Raw genomic sequence first — 15,810 nt, 5'->3', positions numbered from 1 at the left:
ACCCAACCGTAACCGTGGTCTCGAACATCATGCAGTTTCCCGTCATTGCTCCCCTGGATGCCTCCCTGCGCCCCGCCCTGCAGGCCGCCATCGACGCCAAGACCAAGCCGCTGGGCGCGCTTGGCAGGCTCGAGGCGCTGGCCCTGCAGATCGGCCTGATCACCGGCAGCACCGCGCCCGAACTCAAGCGCCCTGCGGTCATCGTCTTCGCCGGCGACCATGGCATCGCCGACACCGGCGTGAGCGCCTATCCGGCCGAGGTGACAGCGCAGATGGTGCTCAACTTCCTCGGTGGCGGGGCTGCCATCAATGTGTTCTCGCGCCAGCACGGCCTGTCGCTGGAGGTGGTGGACGCCGGCGTGCGCGCGCCGCTGCCGGCCGCGCCCGGGCTGGTCAACTGCCGCATCGCGGCGGGCACGCGCAACTTCGCGCAGGAGCGCGCGATGAGCGCCGGGCAGGTACAGGCCGCGCTCACGGCCGGCATGGCGCGCGTGCTGCGCCACGCGCAGGAAGGCACCAATGTGATCGCCTTCGGCGAGATGGGCATCGCCAATACCTCTTCCGCCGCCTGCCTGGCGAGCCGGCTCACCGGCACGCCGATCGACGAATGCATCGGCCGCGGCACCGGGCTGGACGACGCCGGCCTGGCGCACAAGCGCGCGGTGCTGGCGCAGGCGCTGGCCTTGCATGCCGATGCGGTCGAGCCGCTCGATGCGCTGGCCGCGTTCGGCGGCTTCGAGGTCGCCATGATGACCGGCGCCTTCCTGGCCGCGGCGGCCAGCCGCATGGTGATCCTGGTCGATGGCTTCATCGCCTCGGCCGCGCTGCTGGTGGCGCAGGGCCTGGCGCCCGAGGTGCTGGACTACTGCGTGTTCTCGCATTGCTCGCACGAGCACGGCCACCGCAGCCTGCTCGCGCATTTCGGCGCCGAGCCGCTGCTGGCGCTGGACCTGCGCCTGGGCGAGGGCACCGGCGCCGCGCTGGCCTATCCGCTGCTGGTGTCCGCCACTGCCTTCCTGCGCGAGATGGCCACCTTCGGCGGCGCGGGCGTCAGCACGGCATCGGCGTAGACTGCGGCGGACCTCTCTCTCGTACCGGCCCATGCTCGATGAACTTCGCTACTTCCTGACCGCGGTCGGCTACTTCACGCGGGTGCCGGTGCCACGCTGGGTCGGGTTTGCGCCGCACTACCTGAACGCGGCGGCGCGCTACTTCCCGCTGGTGGGCCTGCTGGTGGGCGGGCTCGGCGCGCTGGCGAGCTGGGGCGCGCTGCAATGGTGGCCGCCCGGCGTGGCGCTGCTGCTCGGCATGGCGGTGACCCTGCTGGCCACGGGCGCCTTCCACGAAGACGGCCTGGCCGATTGCGTGGACGCCTTCGGCGGCGGCTACCGGCCCGAGGATGTGCTGCGCATCATGCATGACTCGCGCATCGGTGCGTTCGGCGCCATCGCCCTGGTGGTGGCGCTGCTGCTGAAGTGGCAGTTGCTGGTAGCGATCGCCGCGCGCGGCGGCATGGCGGAACTGCTGCTGGTGCTGGTGGCCGCGCATGCGGCCAGCCGCGCGATGGCGGTGAGTTATCTCGCCACGCTCGATTACGTGCGGCCCGAGGGCAAGGCCAAGCCGGTGGCGCAACGCCTGGGCGGCATCGGGCTGGTCTTTGCCTTGTCGTGCGGCGCGGTGCCGCTGGTGCTGGTGTCGCCCGCCTTTGCAGGGTCGGCGCTGGCCGCGCTGCTGGTACTGCGCGTGCTGCTGGGCCGCTATTTCGTGCGGCGCATCGGTGGCTATACCGGCGACTGCCTCGGCATGGCGCAGCAGCTGGCCGAGATCCTGATCTACCTGGTGGCGGCGGCATGGACCTGGTCCTGATCCGCCATGCGCAGCCGCAGGTGGCGCCAGGCATCTGCTACGGCGCGCTCGACCTGGCGCTGGCCGAGCCTGTCTCGCCGGCGCCTGCGCGCATGCTGGCGGCGCTGGAAGGGCTGCGGCCGCAGGGCATTCTCTGCAGCACGCTGGCGCGCGCGCGCGCCACCGCATCCCTGCTTGCCGAAGGCCTGGCAGCCGCGCTCGTGCCCGAGCCGGACGCGCGCCTGCGCGAGCTGGATTTCGGCAGCTGGGAAGGCCTTGCCTGGGACGCGGTGCCGCGCGCGGAGCTGGACGCGTGGGCGGCCGACCTGCTCAACGCAAGGCCGCACGGTGGCGAAAGCGCCGCCACGGCCATGGCGCGCGTGGTGGCGTGGGCCGATGCGCTGCCCGCCGAGTCGCGCGATTGCATCTGGGTGGTCACGCATGCCGGCCCGATGCGCATGCTGGCCGCGCACTGGCTCGGCGTGCCGCTGGCCACCACGCTGGGCTGGGATCTCGCGTTCGGCGCCAGCTGCCGCTTCACACTGGGCAAGGGCGCGCCGCGCCTGCGGTGGTGGAACCGCGTGTGAGGTGCCGCCAGGGCGCTACTGCGCCGGCCGCTTGGCTCGCGCGTTGTCCAGGTCCTTGCAGATGATTTCCGCGCCGCGCGCCAGGCGCGGCCCGGCACGGTTGACCAGGTCGCCATCGATGGCGTACAGGTTGCCGCGCGCCACCGCCGTGACCTGCTTCCAGCGCTCCCACATGGAGAAATCGGGCAGGGGGCGGTCCGAGCGCGTGGCCCCGATGGCCGCCGTCATCATCACTTCGGGATTGCCCGCCACCACCGCTTCCACCGATACCGTGGGCACCAGCAGGGACTCGCTGGCGAACAGGTTGCGCCCGCCGCACAGCGCCAGCACGTCGCTGATCAGGTGCTGGCCGCTGAGGGTCATCAGCGGCTGTTGCCAGACCTGGTAGAACACCGTCACCGGCGGCCGCGCGGCATAGGCCTGGCGCAGCTTGTCGACCTGCTGGCGGAAGCTCGCGGCGGCGCCGCTGGCGGTGGCCTCCGTGCCCATCAGCACGCCCATGCGCTCGATATTGCTGGGAATGCCTTCGAGCTTGCGTGGCTCGCTGAAGAACAGCGGCAGGCCGAGCGCGCGCAGGCGGTCGGTCTGTTTCTGCGCATTGCCGTGGCGCCACACCACGATCAGGTCCGGCTTGAGCGCGGCGATGCGCTCCAGGTCGAGCGCCTTGTTGTCGCCCACGCGCGGGATCTCGCGTGCCTGCGGCGGGTAGTCGCTGTAGCTCACGGTGCCGACGATACGCGCGCCGCCGCCGGCCGCGAACAGCAGCTCGGTGACGTGCGGCGCCAGCGAGATCACGCGCCGCGCGGGCTGGTCCAGCGTGACGGTCTGCCCGGCATCGTCGACCACCGAGACGGCGGCGCCGGCGTCGGCGCAGTGCGCACCGCCCAGCAGCGTGATGAGTGTCAGCAGGATGCGGGCGGCCAGCGGGGTTTCATTCATCGGGAATCCAGGGTGCGGTCGGAAAAGTGGGTGGCGCATGCGCTTGCCAGCGCGGCATCGAGCCGCTGCCAGGCTTGCGCCGATGCCGGCGGCAGGCCCAGGCGCAGGCTCGGCAGGACACCGTCCTGCGCCTCGAACAGCCGCGTCCACACGCCTTGCCGCGCCAGCGCGTCGTGCAGGATTGCCGCGTCGGCGTGCGGCACCCAGCTGAACAAGGGATGGCTCGCCGGCACCAGCCCATGCGCGCGCAGCATCGCTGCGAGCCGGTCGCCCGCTTGCTGCAGGCGGGCGCGCGTTGCGTCCTGCCAGGCGGTGTCGGCCAGCGCCAGGCGTGCCACCGCGCGGGCAGGGCCGGCCACGGTCCAGTGGCCCAGATGCGCGTCCAGCGCGGCCAGCAGGTCCGCTCGCGCCAGCACGAAGCCGCAGCGCACGCCGGCCAGTCCGTAGAACTTGCCGAGCGAACGCAGCACCACCAGGCCCGGCCGGCCGGACAGTGCCGCCAGCGACAGCGCCGGTGTGCAATCCATGAAGGCTTCGTCGAGCAGCAGCGTACCGCCGCGCGCGGCCAGCCCGGCATGCCAGGCCAGCAAGGTGGCCGGGGCAAGCGTGCGCGCGGTCGGGTTGTTCGGGTTGACGACCACCAGGTGATCGAGCCGCGCGGCGAGGCCGGCTTGGGCGAAATCCGCCTCGGCCAGGGGCACCACGTCGTGCCCGGCGCGCGCGAAGGCGGGCGCGTATTCGCTGTAGCCCTGCGCGGCCACGCCTACGCGCCCGGGCCTGAGCAGCAGCGGCAGGGCGCGGATGGCAGCCTGCGAGCCTGCCACCGGCAGCGCGCGCGGGGCGCCATAGGCCTGCGCGGCGAGCGCGGCCAGGCCGTCGTCGTCCTGCGGCAGGCGCTGCCACGCCTCGGCGGGCAGGGCGGGCACCGGATAGCCGTCGGGATTGATGCCGGTGGAAAGGTCGAGCCATCCGGCCGCGGGCCGGCCGTAGCGGCGCACGGCGGCGAGCAGGTCGCCGCCGTGGCGGATCTGGGTGGTCATGCGATGGCGTAATGCAGGAGGCAGGGGACGGCGGCGCTGGCGCAGGCGGCGGCCAGCCACAGCCACAGCGTGCGCTGGACCAGCCGCAGGCAGGCGCGTACCTGGGCGCATCCGGGGCGCGTGCCAGCGCCCAGCGGCGGACGGTCCTCCCATTCGCCGTGGTAGCGCGCGGGACCGCCCAGCGCAACGCCGACGGCGCCGGCGCCGGCGGCCATGACCGGACCCGCGTTGGGGCTCGACCAGGCCGGCGCCTGCGCGCGCCAGCACCGCAGGGCCTGCCTGGTGTGGCCCAGCAGCGCGTACGACAGCGCGGTCAGCCGTGCGGGAATCAGGTTGAGCAGGTCGTCCAGGCGGGCGGCGGCCCAGCCGAAATACAGCAGCCGGGGCGTGCGGTAGCCCCACATGGCGTCCAGCGTATTGGCCAGGCGAAAGGCGATCACGGCCGGCGCGCCGCCGAGCAGGAACCAGAACAGCGCGCCAAAGACGGCGTCGTTGCCGTTCTCGAGCGCGGATTCGCAGGCCGCGCGGGCCAAGGCTTCGGCGTCTGCCCCGGCGGTGTCGCGCGAGACGATGCGCGCGGTCAGGTCGCGCGCCGCCGGGAGATCGTCTTGCGCTAGGGCCTCGGCGATCGGCGCGATATGCTGGGCCAGGCTGCGCGCGCCAAGCGCCGCGTACAACGCCAGCGCGTGCAGCAGCCAGGCCAGCGCCACGCTCAGTTGCGCTGCCGCCTGCACCAGCACGGCGGCCAGCGCGGCAGGCACCACCACCATCAGTGTCCAGGCTGCCAAGCCGCTGGCGCGCCGGCGCAGCGGCGCGCCTCCGCGGTTCAGGCGGCGCTCAAGCGCGGCGGCCAGGTTGCCGAAGCCCACCAGCGGATGCCAGCGGCGCGGCTCGCCCAGCCACTGGTCCAGCAGCACGCCGGCCACGGCCGCGGCCACGCAGGCCGGCCAGGGGATTGCGGGAAATGTCCACCAGGACGAAAGCGCAAGGGGAAACGCAGGCAAGGACAGCATCAGCACGCCAGATCGGCGCCTTTCACGCTGATGGGAATGCCGGCCACCACCAGCCGCACGCGGTCGGCCGCGGCCGCGAGCTTCTGGTTGAGGCGGCCCAGTTCGTCGACATAGAAGCGCGTGATGGCGCCCATCGGCACCACGCCGAAGCCGATTTCGTTGGAAACCAGGATCACGTGTCCGGGCAGGGTGGGCAGCGCGGTCAGCAGCGCGTCGATTTCCTCCGTGAAGGCGGCCGGCGGCGTCACCAGGCCGTGCTCGGGATAGCTGCGCGCATCGAGGAAGATCAGGTTGTTGAGCCACAGCGTGACGCAGTCGACCAGGATGCAGCCGTCGTGCGTGGCGTTGGCGTAGAGGGCGTCGGCCAGTTGCAGCGGCGCCTCCACCAGGCCCCATTCGTTCGGGCGCCGGGCGCGATGCAGCGCGATGCGCAGCTGCATTTCCTCGTCGGCGCTGTCGTCGTCATGGCGCGCGGTGGCGATATAGGTGACCGGGCCGCCGGTGGCCGCCGCGTGGTCGGCGGCCAGTTGCTCGGCGAAATGGCTCTTGCCGGAGCGCGCGCCGCCCAGCACCAGCGTGAGCTGGCGCGCGGGTCCGGCCGCGGCGGCCGCATGCGGCGCTGCGGCGGCACGGGGGGAGCGTTCGCCCTGCGGCGTGGTGGCCGAGGTGCTGGCAGGCTCGGTAGCGGTGGCGGATGCGTGGGCCGAAGTCATCCGGGTATTGTAGCGGGCGCATCCGGGGATCGCACGCCCTGCGATGGCGCCAGCCCGCCATGCACCGATGCGATAATCCCGCGATGCAAAAACCTCTCTCCAAAGCTGGCGCCGGCGGGCTGCCGGGTGGCTTGCGCGGTACCCTGATGGTGCAGGGCACCACCTCCGACGCGGGCAAGAGCACGCTGGTGGCGGGCCTGTGCCGCGTACTGGCGCGCGGCGGCGTGCGCGTGGCGCCCTTCAAGCCGCAGAACATGGCGCTCAACAGCGCCGTCACCGCCGACGGCGGCGAGATCGGCCGCGCCCAGGCCCTGCAGGCACAAGCGGCCGGGCTGGCGCCGCACACCGACATGAACCCCGTGCTGCTCAAGCCCAGCAGCGACACCGGCGCCCAGGTCATCATCCACGGCCAGGCGCGCATGGACCTGAACGCGCGCGCCTACCATGCCTACAAGCCGGTGGCGATGCAGGCGGTGCTGGCGTCGCACCGGCGCCTGTCCGAGGCCTACGAGGTGGTCCTGGTGGAGGGCGCCGGCAGCCCGGCGGAGATCAACCTGCGCGACCGCGACATCGCCAACATGGGCTTTGCCGAGGCGGTGGACTGTCCGGTGGTGCTGGTGGCCGATATCGACCGGGGCGGCGTGTTCGCCCACCTGGTGGGCACGCTGGATTGCCTGTCCGACTCCGAGCGCGCGCGCGTGAAGGGCTTCATCATCAACCGCTTTCGCGGCGACATCGCGCTGCTCGAGCCGGGCCTGGACTGGCTGGAGGCGCGCACTGGCAAGCCGGTGCTGGGCGTGCTGCCCTACCTGCACGGCCTGCACCTGGATGCGGAGGACGCCATCATCGGCGCGCAGGCGGCCAAGGAGGGCGAACTGTTGCGCGTGATCGTGCCGGTGCTGCCGCGCATTTCCAACCACACCGATTTCGACGCGCTGCGCGCGCACCCGCAGGTGGACCTGCGTTTCGTCGGCCCCGGCATGCCGATTCCGCCGGCGGACCTGATCGTGCTGCCCGGCAGCAAGAGCGTGCGCGCCGACCTGGCCTTCCTGCGCGCCAACGGCTGGGAACCCGCGCTGCGGCGGCACCTGCGCTATGGCGGCAAGGTGATCGGCATCTGCGGCGGCATGCAGATGCTGGGGCGGCGCGTGGAGGATCCGGCCGGCCACGAAGGCCCGGCCGGCGGCAGCGATGGCTTCGGCCTGCTGGACTACGACACCGAACTGGCACCACACAAGCAGCTGCGCGTGGTGGCGGGGCGCCTGGCGCTGGAGGCGCAGGACGCCGTGGTCGGCGGCTACGAGATCCACATGGGCGTGACCCGCGGCCCCGCGCTGGCGCGTCCGGCACTGTGGCTCGACGGCGGGCGCCCGGACGGAGCGCAGTCCGAAGACGGCCAGGTGCTGGCTTCCTATGTGCATGGCCTGTTCGACCAGCCGGCCGCCTGTGGCGCGCTGCTGCGCTGGGCCGGGCTGGCGCGCGCCGGCGGCGTGGACCTGGCCGCGCTGCGCGAGGCGTCGCTGGAACGCTTGGCCGACACCCTGGCCGCGCACCTCGACCTGGACGCATTGCTGGCACCGCTGCAAGTACCCGCCGGCTGAGCCACAGGGCGGGCGGCAACTGCTAAACTCGCACGCGGGCCCGCGCCGCCGCGGGCCCGGCGCAGTGGCGGCCAGGCTGGCCACCGCGAGAACGGCCACGGCGGAACCGGTGCGGCGCGTCCCATGGCGGCCGCCATGGAAATCGCTTACGGAGAGCGCCCATGCCCGTAGTCGTGATCGCCAATCCCAAAGGCGGCGTAGGCAAGACCACGCTGGCCACCAACCTGGCTGGCTACTTCGCCAGCGCCGGCCACGCGGTGATGCTGGGCGACACGGACCGCCAGCAATCCTCGCGCGCCTGGCTGGGCCTGCGTCCGCCCACGGCGCCCGCGATCCAGACCTGGGAGATCGGCGCCGACCATATCGCGCGCCCGCCCAAGGGCATCACCCACGTCGTGCTCGACACCCCGGCCGGCCTGCACGGCTGGCGCTTCAACGACGTGATGAAGCTGGCCCACCGCGTGGTGGTGCCGCTGCAGCCTTCCCTGTTCGATATCCTTGCCACCCAGGATTTCCTGACGCGCCTGGCCGACGACAAGCGCGTGCGTCATGGCGAGGTGGAAGTCGGCGTGATCGGCATGCGGGTGGACCTGCGCACGCGCGCCGCCGAGCAGCTGCAGCGCTTCGTGGCGGGACTGGAGCTGCCGGTGCTGGGCTTCCTGCGCGACACGCAGAACTATGTGCAGCTGGCCGCGCATGGCCTGACCTTGTGGGATGTGGCGCCGTCGCGCGTGGCGCGCGACTGGGAGCAATGGCAGCCGATCATCGGCTGGCTCGAGCCGGCCCGTGCGTCGGCCGCACGCAACGCGCCGGCAGGCTAGGCGCCAAGCCGGGCAAGCAGCGCGCCCACGTCTTTCCAAGTGACGCGGCGCACTGCCACGGTCAGGTCCGTGCCGGGAAACAGATCGTCGAAGGGTTCACTCTCGATGCCGTCGAGCCGCCGGTAGAACTCGCGCGCCTGCGCATTGCCATCCAGTACATACAGAAACAGCGGCTGCCCCGGCCAGCCCGCGGCGACACGCCGCGCGCAAGCGGCGAACAGGCGTTTGCCCAGGCCAACGCCATGAAACTCCGGCATCACATGGAGGTTGTCGAGATAGATGCCGAATTCCGGCTCCGACGCCGGCAGCAGGCAGGAGAAGCCTGCCGGCTCGCCGTCCACGCGCGCCAGCGTGACTTCCAGCGGCGCCTCCGCCCCTTCCACCAGGCGCGCGTGCCAGGCGCGCAGGCGCTGGGCCGGTGCCTCGCTCGCCAGGTAGCTGTCGGGCAGCAGGCCGCGGTAGGTGTACTGCCAGCTGCGCGTATGCAGGCTGGCGACGAGCGCGGCGTCTTGCGGGCCGGCAGGCGTGAGTTCGATCGTCTTGGTCATGGTCGGTGCAACAGTCCTGGCGGCCGCCGTGGGCCGTGGATCGTCATTTTGCCGCAAGCGCGGTGGAGGCCGGCGTTGATGCGCTGCGGACGCCCGTCCTGCGGGCCGTCCTGATAGAATCGCGAATCTTTCGCATTCTCATCTTGTCGGCAGCGCGCGGCGTGCTTCTGCCGGCACGCGATGCGCCGTACCCAACCCCCACACTGGTCCAAGTTCCCATGGTCACCGGCCGCCTGCGCGTCGTCATCGTCAAGATCCACCTGTATATCGGCCTGTCGCTGGGGCTGCTGTTCATCATGCTGGGCCTGACCGGCACCACCATTGCCTGGCGCGACGAACTGGATGCGCTGATCAACCCCGAGCTGCTCACGGCCACGGCCGACGCGCCGATGCCGCTGGCCCCGGCCACGGTCAAGGCGGTGACCGACCGCCTCGAGGCCGATCCGCACTACGGCCGCCCGCGCATGTTGATGCTGCCATCCTCGCCGCGCCAGGTTTTCATCGCCTGGTACCCGGTCAAGGGACCGGGCGGCGAGGGCCGCTCGCGCCAGGTCATGGTCGATCCGGTCACGCTGGCGGTAAAGGGCGAACGCGTCTGGGGCGAGCCAGGCCTGTCGCGCCCGCTGCTGATGCCGACCCTGTTCCAGTTGCATCACTACCTGCTGTCGGGCGAGACCGGCCGCACCATCCTCGGCGTGACCGGCATGATGCTGCTGGTGATGATCATCGCTGGCGTGTCGCTGTGGTGGCCCAAGCTCAGGCCGCGTGCGCTGCTGCACGCGTTCCGCGTCAGCCACGGCGGCTCATGGTCGCGCTTCAACTACTCGCTGCACCGGGCCGGCGGCATTTTCGCAGCCCCCGTGCTGGCCACCATGGCTTTCTCGGGCTGGTACCTGAACCTGCCCAAGTGGGTGACGCCCATCGTGGCCAGCGTGATGACGGTGACGCCGCCCGTCAAGCAGGTGTCGGCGCCGGCGCCGGCCGGCACGCCGCTGCTCGGCGCGGCGCAGGCGGTCAGCGCGGCGCAGGCGCTCTATCCTGCCGCGGAAGTCACCCGCCTGAGCTTCCCGCGCAAGCCCGGCGATCCTTTCGAAGTGCGGCTGCGCCAGCCGGGCGAGGTCCGCCGCGACACCGGCGCCACCCGTCTCTGGCTCGACACGCATACCGGCCAGCGCGTGGCGGTGCGCGATCCGATGAACGCACCCGCCGGCGACACCTTCCTCAACTGGATGTATCCGCTGCACACCGGGGAGGCCTTCGGGCTGCCCGGTCGGGTGTTTATCTCCGTATTCGGCCTGGTGCCGCTGATGTTCGGCGTGACCGGCTTCCTGATCTGGTGGAAGCGGCGGCGCGGCCACCGCCGCCACATGGTGCGGACGATGGCGCGGGCCAGGGTCGGGGTGAAGGCGACGCAGAAGGAAGAGGTGAAGCTGGGCGCCTGAGACCGGCGCGGCAGCGATCGCGTCAGCGTGCCAAAGCAAAGGGGCGTCCAAGGACGCCCCTTTTTCGTGCCGGCAGGACCGGGTTCAGATTTCGAGGTTGTCGATCAGCCGGGTCGCGCCCAGCTTGGCCGCGGTCAGGATCACCAGCGGCTCGCCGGCGACCAGTTCGTCGCGGCTGGGCGCCTGCAGGTCCACGCGCTTGCGGATCGACACGTAGTCCGGCTTCCAGCCACGCGCTGCCAGGGCGGAGACCGCGCCGGCCTCGATGGCGAGCAGGTCGGCGCTGGCGCTGTTGGCCGCCAGCACGGTGTCGCGCACCTGGTGCAGGGTCTTGTAGAGCACGGGTGCTTCGGCACGCTCGTCGGGCTGCAGGTAGCGGTTGCGCGAGGACAGTGCCAGGCCGTCGTCGGCGCGCACGGTCTCGGCCGGCACGATGTCGATCGGCAAGGCGAACTGGTTGACCATGCGGCGCACGATCATCAGTTGCTGGTAGTCCTTCTTGCCGAACACGGCAACGCGCGGCTGCGCGCACGAGAACAGCTTCATCACGACGGTGCACACGCCCTTGAAGAAGCCGGGGCGGAACTCGCCTTCGAGGATGTCGCCGAGGTCGTGCGGCGGTTCGACGCGGTATTCCTGCGGCTCGGGGTACATGTCGCGCTCGGTGGGCGCGAACAGGACGTAGACGCCTTCCTTCTGCAGCTTCTCGATGTCATCCTGCAGCGTGCGCGGGTACTTGTCGAAGTCTTCGTTGGGCCCGAACTGGAGCCGGTTGACGAAGATCGAGGCGACCACCGGGTCACCGTGCTGGCGCGCCAGCCGCATCAGCGACAGGTGGCCTTCGTGCAGATTGCCCATGGTCGGCACGAAGGCCGCCCGGTTCTGTCCGCGCAACTGGTCCCGCAACTCGTGAATGGAGGAAATGACTTTCATGAAGTTGGTGTGCTGGTCGTGGTAGGAGTGTGCCCGGCGCGCCCGTCCGGCGCGCTTCTTGGCGCCCGCTGTCGGCGGATTGTAGAGCATGTGGCGCCGTTCGGACGGCGCTTATCGGCGCGGCCTAGTTGGGAATGTACGCCAATCGCACATAAATCGGCGCAAAGGGCTCGGCCTGGGTGATCTCGACCAGCGCTTCGCGCGCCAGCTCGAGCATGGCGATGAAGTTCACCACCACCACCGGCACGCCCTTGCCTGAGCGCACGGCCTCATCGAAGAGCTGGGTGAACTCCATGAAGCGCGCATGCTGCAGGCGGCGCAGGATGTGGCTCATGTGCTCGCGCACCGACAATTCCTCGCGCGAGATCTTGTGATGCTGGTTGAGCTTGGCGCGCTTGAGCACGTCCGCCCACGCGGCCTGCAGGTCCGACATTTCCACGTCGGGAAAGCGCGGCGCCAGGCTCTGCTCGATATAGACCTGCGTATGCAGGAAGTCGCGGCCGAGCTGCGGCACCTGGTCGATGCGCAGGGCGGCCAGCTTCATCTGCTCGTATTCCAGCAGGCGGCGCACCAGTTCGGCGCGGGGATCCTCGGCTTCCTCGTCGCTGTCGCTCTTCTTGACCGGCAGCAGCATGCGCGACTTGATCTCGATGAGCATGGCCGCCATCAGCAGGTACTCGGCGGCCAGTTCCAGGTTGCTCTTGCGGATCTGCTCGATATACGAAAGATACTGGCGCGTCACTTGCGCCATGGGGATATCGAGGACGTTGAAGTTCTGCTTGCGGATCAGGTACAGCAGCAGGTCCAGCGGCCCTTCGAAAGCCTCGAGGAAGACTTCGAGCGCATCCGGCGGGATGTAGAGATCCTGCGGCAGCTTGAACAGCGGCTCGCCGTACAGCCGGGCGAAGGCCATGCCGTCGATTGCCGCCGGCGTGGAGTCCTGGCCGGGCGCGACGCCGGGCAGCTCGACCGGCGGCGACAGCTTGTCCTGCTCGCTCTGGTTCATCGGGGGCGGGGGCGGCGGACCGGGTGCCTTAGTCCAGCGAGTAGACGTACGGCTTTTGCGCCACGCGCGAGGCGCCGGCGCGCTCGCTTTCCTCGAGGTTGATCGGGGTCTTGTCCCACAGCAGGGCGCGGCCCTGGCGCTGTTCGGCCTCCAGGGAAGGACGTTCTTCCTTGAGCGACTTCAGGAACTGGGTGATATCCGATTCGTAGGCCATGGCGGGGAAAGTAGGTGAGATTGGAGAACAGCCGGGATTTTACCGTATCGGCAGCCCCGGGCAGGGGTTTGCGCGCGGTTTTGCCCGCCGATGCCGGATTTCGGGCGTGCACGCGGGACTTTTTCGCCTGCCGCGGCAGGCCGGGCGCGCGGGTGTGGTCAAATGTCGACTTCGCATGTTGTGCACCGATCGATGAGGATGGATCCAGGCAACGAGCGCACGCTGCCCGCCGCGCCCTCCGGCCAGACGCCGGGGAAGCCGTCCGCCCCGTGCCGCCGGCCAGGATGGCCGCGGCTGCTGCCCGCGACGGCGCTGGCGACACTGGCCCTGTGCGCGCTTCCGGCCACGGCCAGCTACAAGGTCGAGGTGGACGCGCCCAAGCCCATCAAGGAAATGCTCGAGGAGCACCTCGATCTCTCGCGCTACCGCACGCGCGACGATATCTCGCCGGACCAGTTCGACTACATGGTCGAGACCGTGGCCGAGCAGGTTCGCCAGTTCACCTCCACCGAAGGCTATTTCGACCCGGCCACCACCACGCGGGTGGAGGGCAGCGGCGACGAGCGCACCGTCCATCTCACCGTGGATCCCGGCGCGCGCACGCTGATCCGCGCGGTGGAGGTCGGCGTGAGCGGCCCTGCCGCCACCCAGTCGCCCGCGCAGGTGGCCGAGCTGCGTGCCAAGTGGGGCCTGCCGGTGGGCGAGCCGTTTCGCCAGGCGGACTGGGCCAAGGCCAAGGAAGACGCGCTCGTGGAGCTGCAGAGCCACACGTACTACGGCGCGCGGCTGGCCAGCTCGCAGGCGCGCGTCGACCCCGACGAGCAGGCTGCCGACCTGAGCGCGCGCTATGCCAGCGGCCCGGCCTACAGCCTGGGGCCGCTGCGCATCAGCGGCCTGCGCCGCTACCCCGAGCAGATCATCCGCAACGTCAATCCCTTGAGCGAGGGCGAGCCCTATCGTGTCGAGCGGCTGCTGGAGTTCCAGCGCGCGATCCAGAACCAGCCGTACTTCTCCAATGTGCAGATCGACCTCGGCGAGCAGGGCGATGCCGTGCAGGGCCAGGAGAACAAGGTCGACCAGAACGCCGAGCGCGTCGTCGCGCCGGTGTATGTGCGGGTGCGCGAGTATCCGGCCCACCGGCTGTCGACCGGCGCGGGCTACACCACCGATACCGGCGCCCAGGTCGAAGGCCGCTATTCGTACTACAACCTGTTCAACCGCGCCTGGGTCCTCGACACCCAGGGGCGCCTCGAGCAAAAGCGCCAGTACGCCTTCGCCGAGGTCGCCATGCCGCCCGACAGCCGGACCTACCGCAACAGCGTCTACGGCAGCTACGAGCGCACCATCGACGTGGAAAGCACCGACCTGACCAGCCTGCGCACCGGCCTCAAGCGCTCGCGCTCGCGCGAGAAGTACGACACCACGCTCTCGCTGGACTACTACTACGACAACCTGCAGCCGTTCGGCCAGCCGCAGCAGCTCAGCCATGCGCTGGTGCCGGCCTTTGCCTGGGCGCGGCGCGACGTGGACAACCCGGTCTTTCCCCGGCGCGGCAACGTCATCAACACGCAGCTGGGCGTGGCCGCCAAGCACGTGCTCAGCGACGAGACCTTCTTCCGCGTCTACGGCCGCATCCGCCAGTACATCGCGGTGGGCAAGCGCGACCTGGTGGTGGCGCGGCTGGAGCTGGGCGCCGACATCACCCATGGCGACGTGACCAAGATCCCGGCCTCGCTGCGCTTTCGCGCCGGCGGCACGGACTCGATCCGCGGCTACAGCTACCAGTCCATCGGCACCCGCAACGGTGCCAGCGTGCTGCCGGCCAGGTACCTCGGCACGGCCAGCCTGGAATACCAGTACTGGTTCCTGCACGACTGGGGCATGGCGGTGTTCTGGGACACCGGCACCGCGACCAACAACCTCAGCGGCGTCAAGCTCTACAACGGCGTGGGCATCGGCGCGCGCTGGCGCAGCCCGGTCGGCCCGGTGCAGCTCGACGTAGCCTACGGCATCCAGGAGAAGCAGTTCCGCCCGCATATCTCGCTGGGGGTCGCATTCTGATGGCGATGCGCGAACCCGGCCGCAAAGGACCCGCCGCATGAGCATTCCCGACATGCCTCCGGTGCCCGCCCGCGACAATGCGCCGCCGCCGCCGCGCCCGGGCCGCCGGCGCCTGGGGCGCTGGCTGGCCTGGCTGGCGGCGCTGCTGTTGCTGGCGCTGGCGGCCGTGGTGCTGGCGGCGGTGCTGGCGTTGCGCACCGAGCCCGGCACGCGCCAGCTGTGGTCGCTGGCCACGCGGCTGTCGGCGGGCACCCTGTCCGGCAAGCTGGAGGGCGGCACGGTGGCGCACGGGCTGCGCCTGCGCGATGTGGTCTTCGCCAGCGGCGAGACACGCGTGACGGTGGACCGCGTCGAGGGCGACTGGTCGCTCGGCTGGTCGCCGGCGCGGCTGCACGTGAACTGGCTGCGCATCGGCGCGGTGACGCTGCGCCTGCCGCCGTCCGAGCCGGACAGCGCGCCCGCCACGCTGCCGAAGTCGCTCGAACTGCCGCTCGCGGTGGATGTGGATGTGCTCACGCTGGCGCGTCTGGCGCTGTTGCAGGGCCCGCCGGCCACGCCGGGCGAGATGGTGTTTTCCGACCTGGCTGGCGCGCTCCATTCCGACGGGCAGCGCCACCGCCTCAGCATCGACCGGCTGGTCACGCCCTACGGCAAGCTCGCCGCCAGCGCGCAGATCGCCGCGCAGGCGCCGTTCGCGCTGAGCGGCGCGGCTTTGCTCGAAGGCAGCTGGCAGAAGGAGTCGTTCGATATCAGCGCCAATGTGCATGGCTCGCTCGCCGCCTTGCGCGCGGAAGTGGACGCCAGCGGCGACCGCCTGCGCGGCCGCGCCGAGGCGGACCTGACGCCGTTCGGCAAGGTGCCGTTTACCCACTTGCTCGTCAACGGCGAGCACATCAACCCGCAGTTGTTCAGCCCTTCGGCGTTGCGTGCCAACCTGTCCGTGCATGCCGATCTGCGTCCGGTGGACGGTGCCGCGGCGTCGCCGGACCCGGCGGCGGCCGCATCGGCGCCGGCGGGTGTGGCCGCTTCGGCGTCCGCGTCCGCCTC

15 protein-coding genes and 1 pseudogene are annotated in these 15,810 nt (G+C 70.9%); 8 read left to right on the top strand and 8 right to left on the bottom strand.

Annotation, left to right across the window (positions count from 1 at the left end; translation table 11 throughout):
* The first annotated feature begins 29 nt into the window (after positions 1–29).
* From cobT to cobC, 3 genes are read left to right on the top strand one after another with little or no spacing between them, the layout of a single operon-like run.
* Positions 30–1,070, top strand: coding sequence for a nicotinate-nucleotide--dimethylbenzimidazole phosphoribosyltransferase (gene cobT, locus AB4Z48_RS36665; protein WP_441623191.1), 1,041 nt, complete (start codon positions 30–32; stop codon positions 1,068–1,070).
* A gap of 31 nt (positions 1,071–1,101) precedes the next feature.
* Positions 1,102–1,866 (top strand): adenosylcobinamide-GDP ribazoletransferase, encoded by a 765-nt coding sequence (locus AB4Z48_RS36660; RefSeq protein ID WP_441623189.1) that lies wholly within the window; start codon positions 1,102–1,104, stop codon positions 1,864–1,866.
* A complete protein-coding gene (cobC, locus tag AB4Z48_RS36655) occupies positions 1,851–2,432 on the top strand; it encodes an alpha-ribazole phosphatase family protein (RefSeq protein ID WP_441623187.1) in 582 nt (193 codons plus the stop codon). The genes AB4Z48_RS36660 and cobC overlap by 16 nt, the downstream gene beginning before the upstream one ends.
* A 15-nt stretch (positions 2,433–2,447) precedes the next feature.
* Here the strand turns inward: cobC and AB4Z48_RS36650 are convergent, their stop codons facing one another.
* Genes AB4Z48_RS36650 through cobU form a run of 4 tightly spaced genes read right to left on the bottom strand, consistent with a single transcriptional unit; the run spans position 2,448 to position 6,137 of the window.
* Positions 2,448–3,371 carry a cobalamin-binding protein gene (locus AB4Z48_RS36650; protein WP_441623185.1) on the bottom strand — a complete coding sequence of 308 codons (924 nt, stop codon included), beginning with the start codon at positions 3,369–3,371 and terminating at the stop codon, positions 2,448–2,450.
* On the bottom strand, positions 3,368–4,411 hold the full coding sequence (gene cobD / locus AB4Z48_RS36645) for a threonine-phosphate decarboxylase CobD (protein WP_441623183.1): 1,044 nt from the start codon (positions 4,409–4,411) through the stop codon (positions 3,368–3,370). Before cobD ends, AB4Z48_RS36650 begins: the two co-directional genes overlap by 4 nt.
* Positions 4,408–5,424 (bottom strand): adenosylcobinamide-phosphate synthase CbiB, encoded by a 1,017-nt coding sequence (gene cbiB / locus AB4Z48_RS36640; protein ID WP_441623181.1) that lies wholly within the window; start codon positions 5,422–5,424, stop codon positions 4,408–4,410. The genes cobD and cbiB overlap by 4 nt, the downstream gene beginning before the upstream one ends.
* On the bottom strand, positions 5,424–6,137 hold the full coding sequence (gene cobU / locus AB4Z48_RS36635; RefSeq protein ID WP_441623179.1) for a bifunctional adenosylcobinamide kinase/adenosylcobinamide-phosphate guanylyltransferase: 714 nt from the start codon (positions 6,135–6,137) through the stop codon (positions 5,424–5,426). Before cobU ends, cbiB begins: the two co-directional genes overlap by 1 nt.
* A gap of 146 nt (positions 6,138–6,283) precedes the next feature.
* On the opposite strand from cobU, the gene AB4Z48_RS36630 reads away from it, so the two are divergent.
* A complete protein-coding gene (locus tag AB4Z48_RS36630) occupies positions 6,284–7,738 on the top strand; it encodes a cobyric acid synthase (RefSeq protein ID WP_441623229.1) in 1,455 nt (484 codons plus the stop codon).
* 161 nt (positions 7,739–7,899) lie between these two features.
* Positions 7,900–8,559 carry a nucleotide-binding protein gene (locus AB4Z48_RS36625; RefSeq protein WP_441623177.1) on the top strand — a complete coding sequence of 220 codons (660 nt, stop codon included), beginning with the start codon at positions 7,900–7,902 and terminating at the stop codon, positions 8,557–8,559.
* Here AB4Z48_RS36625 and AB4Z48_RS36620 read toward each other — a convergent pair.
* A complete protein-coding gene (locus AB4Z48_RS36620) occupies positions 8,556–9,107 on the bottom strand; it encodes a GNAT family N-acetyltransferase (RefSeq protein WP_441623175.1) in 552 nt (183 codons plus the stop codon). The two genes, AB4Z48_RS36625 and AB4Z48_RS36620, sit on opposite strands and share 4 nt — an antisense overlap.
* Positions 9,108–9,325: 218 nt before the next feature.
* Here AB4Z48_RS36620 and AB4Z48_RS36615 point away from each other — a divergent pair, with 218 nt between their 5' ends.
* Positions 9,326–10,549 carry a PepSY-associated TM helix domain-containing protein gene (locus AB4Z48_RS36615; RefSeq protein WP_441623173.1) on the top strand — a complete coding sequence of 408 codons (1,224 nt, stop codon included), beginning with the start codon at positions 9,326–9,328 and terminating at the stop codon, positions 10,547–10,549.
* An 84-nt stretch (positions 10,550–10,633) separates the two neighbouring features.
* On the opposite strand, the gene panC is transcribed toward AB4Z48_RS36615, so the two are convergent.
* The 3 genes from panC to AB4Z48_RS36600 all read right to left on the bottom strand — a co-directional run bounded on the left by panC (position 10,634) and on the right by AB4Z48_RS36600 (position 12,702).
* Entirely contained in the window at positions 10,634–11,482 is an 849-nt protein-coding gene (panC, locus tag AB4Z48_RS36610) for a pantoate--beta-alanine ligase (protein ID WP_441623227.1), read from the bottom strand.
* A gap of 124 nt (positions 11,483–11,606) precedes the next feature.
* Complete coding sequence (locus AB4Z48_RS36605) at positions 11,607–12,488, bottom strand: segregation and condensation protein A (protein ID WP_441623171.1); 882 nt, start codon at positions 12,486–12,488, stop codon at positions 11,607–11,609.
* 28 nt (positions 12,489–12,516) lie between these two features.
* A complete protein-coding gene (locus AB4Z48_RS36600) occupies positions 12,517–12,702 on the bottom strand; it encodes a DUF3460 family protein (RefSeq protein WP_441623169.1) in 186 nt (61 codons plus the stop codon).
* Between the two features lie 198 nt (positions 12,703–12,900).
* Here AB4Z48_RS36600 and AB4Z48_RS36595 point away from each other — a divergent pair, with 198 nt between their 5' ends.
* Together AB4Z48_RS36595 and AB4Z48_RS36590 are read left to right on the top strand one after the other, a co-directional pair.
* Positions 12,901–14,763: an autotransporter assembly complex protein TamA gene (locus tag AB4Z48_RS36595; RefSeq protein WP_441623168.1), complete on the top strand. Its 1,863-nt coding sequence runs from the start codon at positions 12,901–12,903 to the stop codon at positions 14,761–14,763.
* A 37-nt stretch (positions 14,764–14,800) separates the two neighbouring features.
* Positions 14,801–15,810: pseudogene (locus AB4Z48_RS36590) on the top strand (translocation/assembly module TamB domain-containing protein); the annotation flags it as partial.

It is taken from the genome of Cupriavidus sp. 2TAF22, from assembly GCF_052115045.1.
Lineage (GTDB): Bacteria > Pseudomonadota > Gammaproteobacteria > Burkholderiales > Burkholderiaceae > Cupriavidus.
This window is presented reverse-complemented; position numbering and strand designations above follow the sequence as displayed.

Coding starts and splice junctions, on each gene's coding strand:
- cobT (WP_441623191.1), top strand. CDS start 30: ATGCAGTTTCCCGTCATTGCTCCCCTGGATGCCTCCCTGCGCCCCGCC.
- AB4Z48_RS36660 (WP_441623189.1), top strand. CDS start 1,102: ATGCTCGATGAACTTCGCTACTTCCTGACCGCGGTCGGCTACTTCACG.
- cobC (WP_441623187.1), top strand. CDS start 1,851: ATGGACCTGGTCCTGATCCGCCATGCGCAGCCGCAGGTGGCGCCAGGC.
- AB4Z48_RS36650 (WP_441623185.1), bottom strand. CDS start 3,371: ATGAATGAAACCCCGCTGGCCGCCCGCATCCTGCTGACACTCATCACG.
- cobD (WP_441623183.1), bottom strand. CDS start 4,411: ATGACCACCCAGATCCGCCACGGCGGCGACCTGCTCGCCGCCGTGCGC.
- cbiB (WP_441623181.1), bottom strand. CDS start 5,424: ATGCTGTCCTTGCCTGCGTTTCCCCTTGCGCTTTCGTCCTGGTGGACA.
- cobU (WP_441623179.1), bottom strand. CDS start 6,137: ATGACTTCGGCCCACGCATCCGCCACCGCTACCGAGCCTGCCAGCACC.
- AB4Z48_RS36630 (WP_441623229.1), top strand. CDS start 6,284: ATGGTGCAGGGCACCACCTCCGACGCGGGCAAGAGCACGCTGGTGGCG.
- AB4Z48_RS36625 (WP_441623177.1), top strand. CDS start 7,900: ATGCCCGTAGTCGTGATCGCCAATCCCAAAGGCGGCGTAGGCAAGACC.
- AB4Z48_RS36620 (WP_441623175.1), bottom strand. CDS start 9,107: ATGACCAAGACGATCGAACTCACGCCTGCCGGCCCGCAAGACGCCGCG.
- AB4Z48_RS36615 (WP_441623173.1), top strand. CDS start 9,326: ATGGTCACCGGCCGCCTGCGCGTCGTCATCGTCAAGATCCACCTGTAT.
- panC (WP_441623227.1), bottom strand. CDS start 11,482: ATGAAAGTCATTTCCTCCATTCACGAGTTGCGGGACCAGTTGCGCGGA.
- AB4Z48_RS36605 (WP_441623171.1), bottom strand. CDS start 12,488: ATGAACCAGAGCGAGCAGGACAAGCTGTCGCCGCCGGTCGAGCTGCCC.
- AB4Z48_RS36600 (WP_441623169.1), bottom strand. CDS start 12,702: ATGGCCTACGAATCGGATATCACCCAGTTCCTGAAGTCGCTCAAGGAA.
- AB4Z48_RS36595 (WP_441623168.1), top strand. CDS start 12,901: ATGGATCCAGGCAACGAGCGCACGCTGCCCGCCGCGCCCTCCGGCCAG.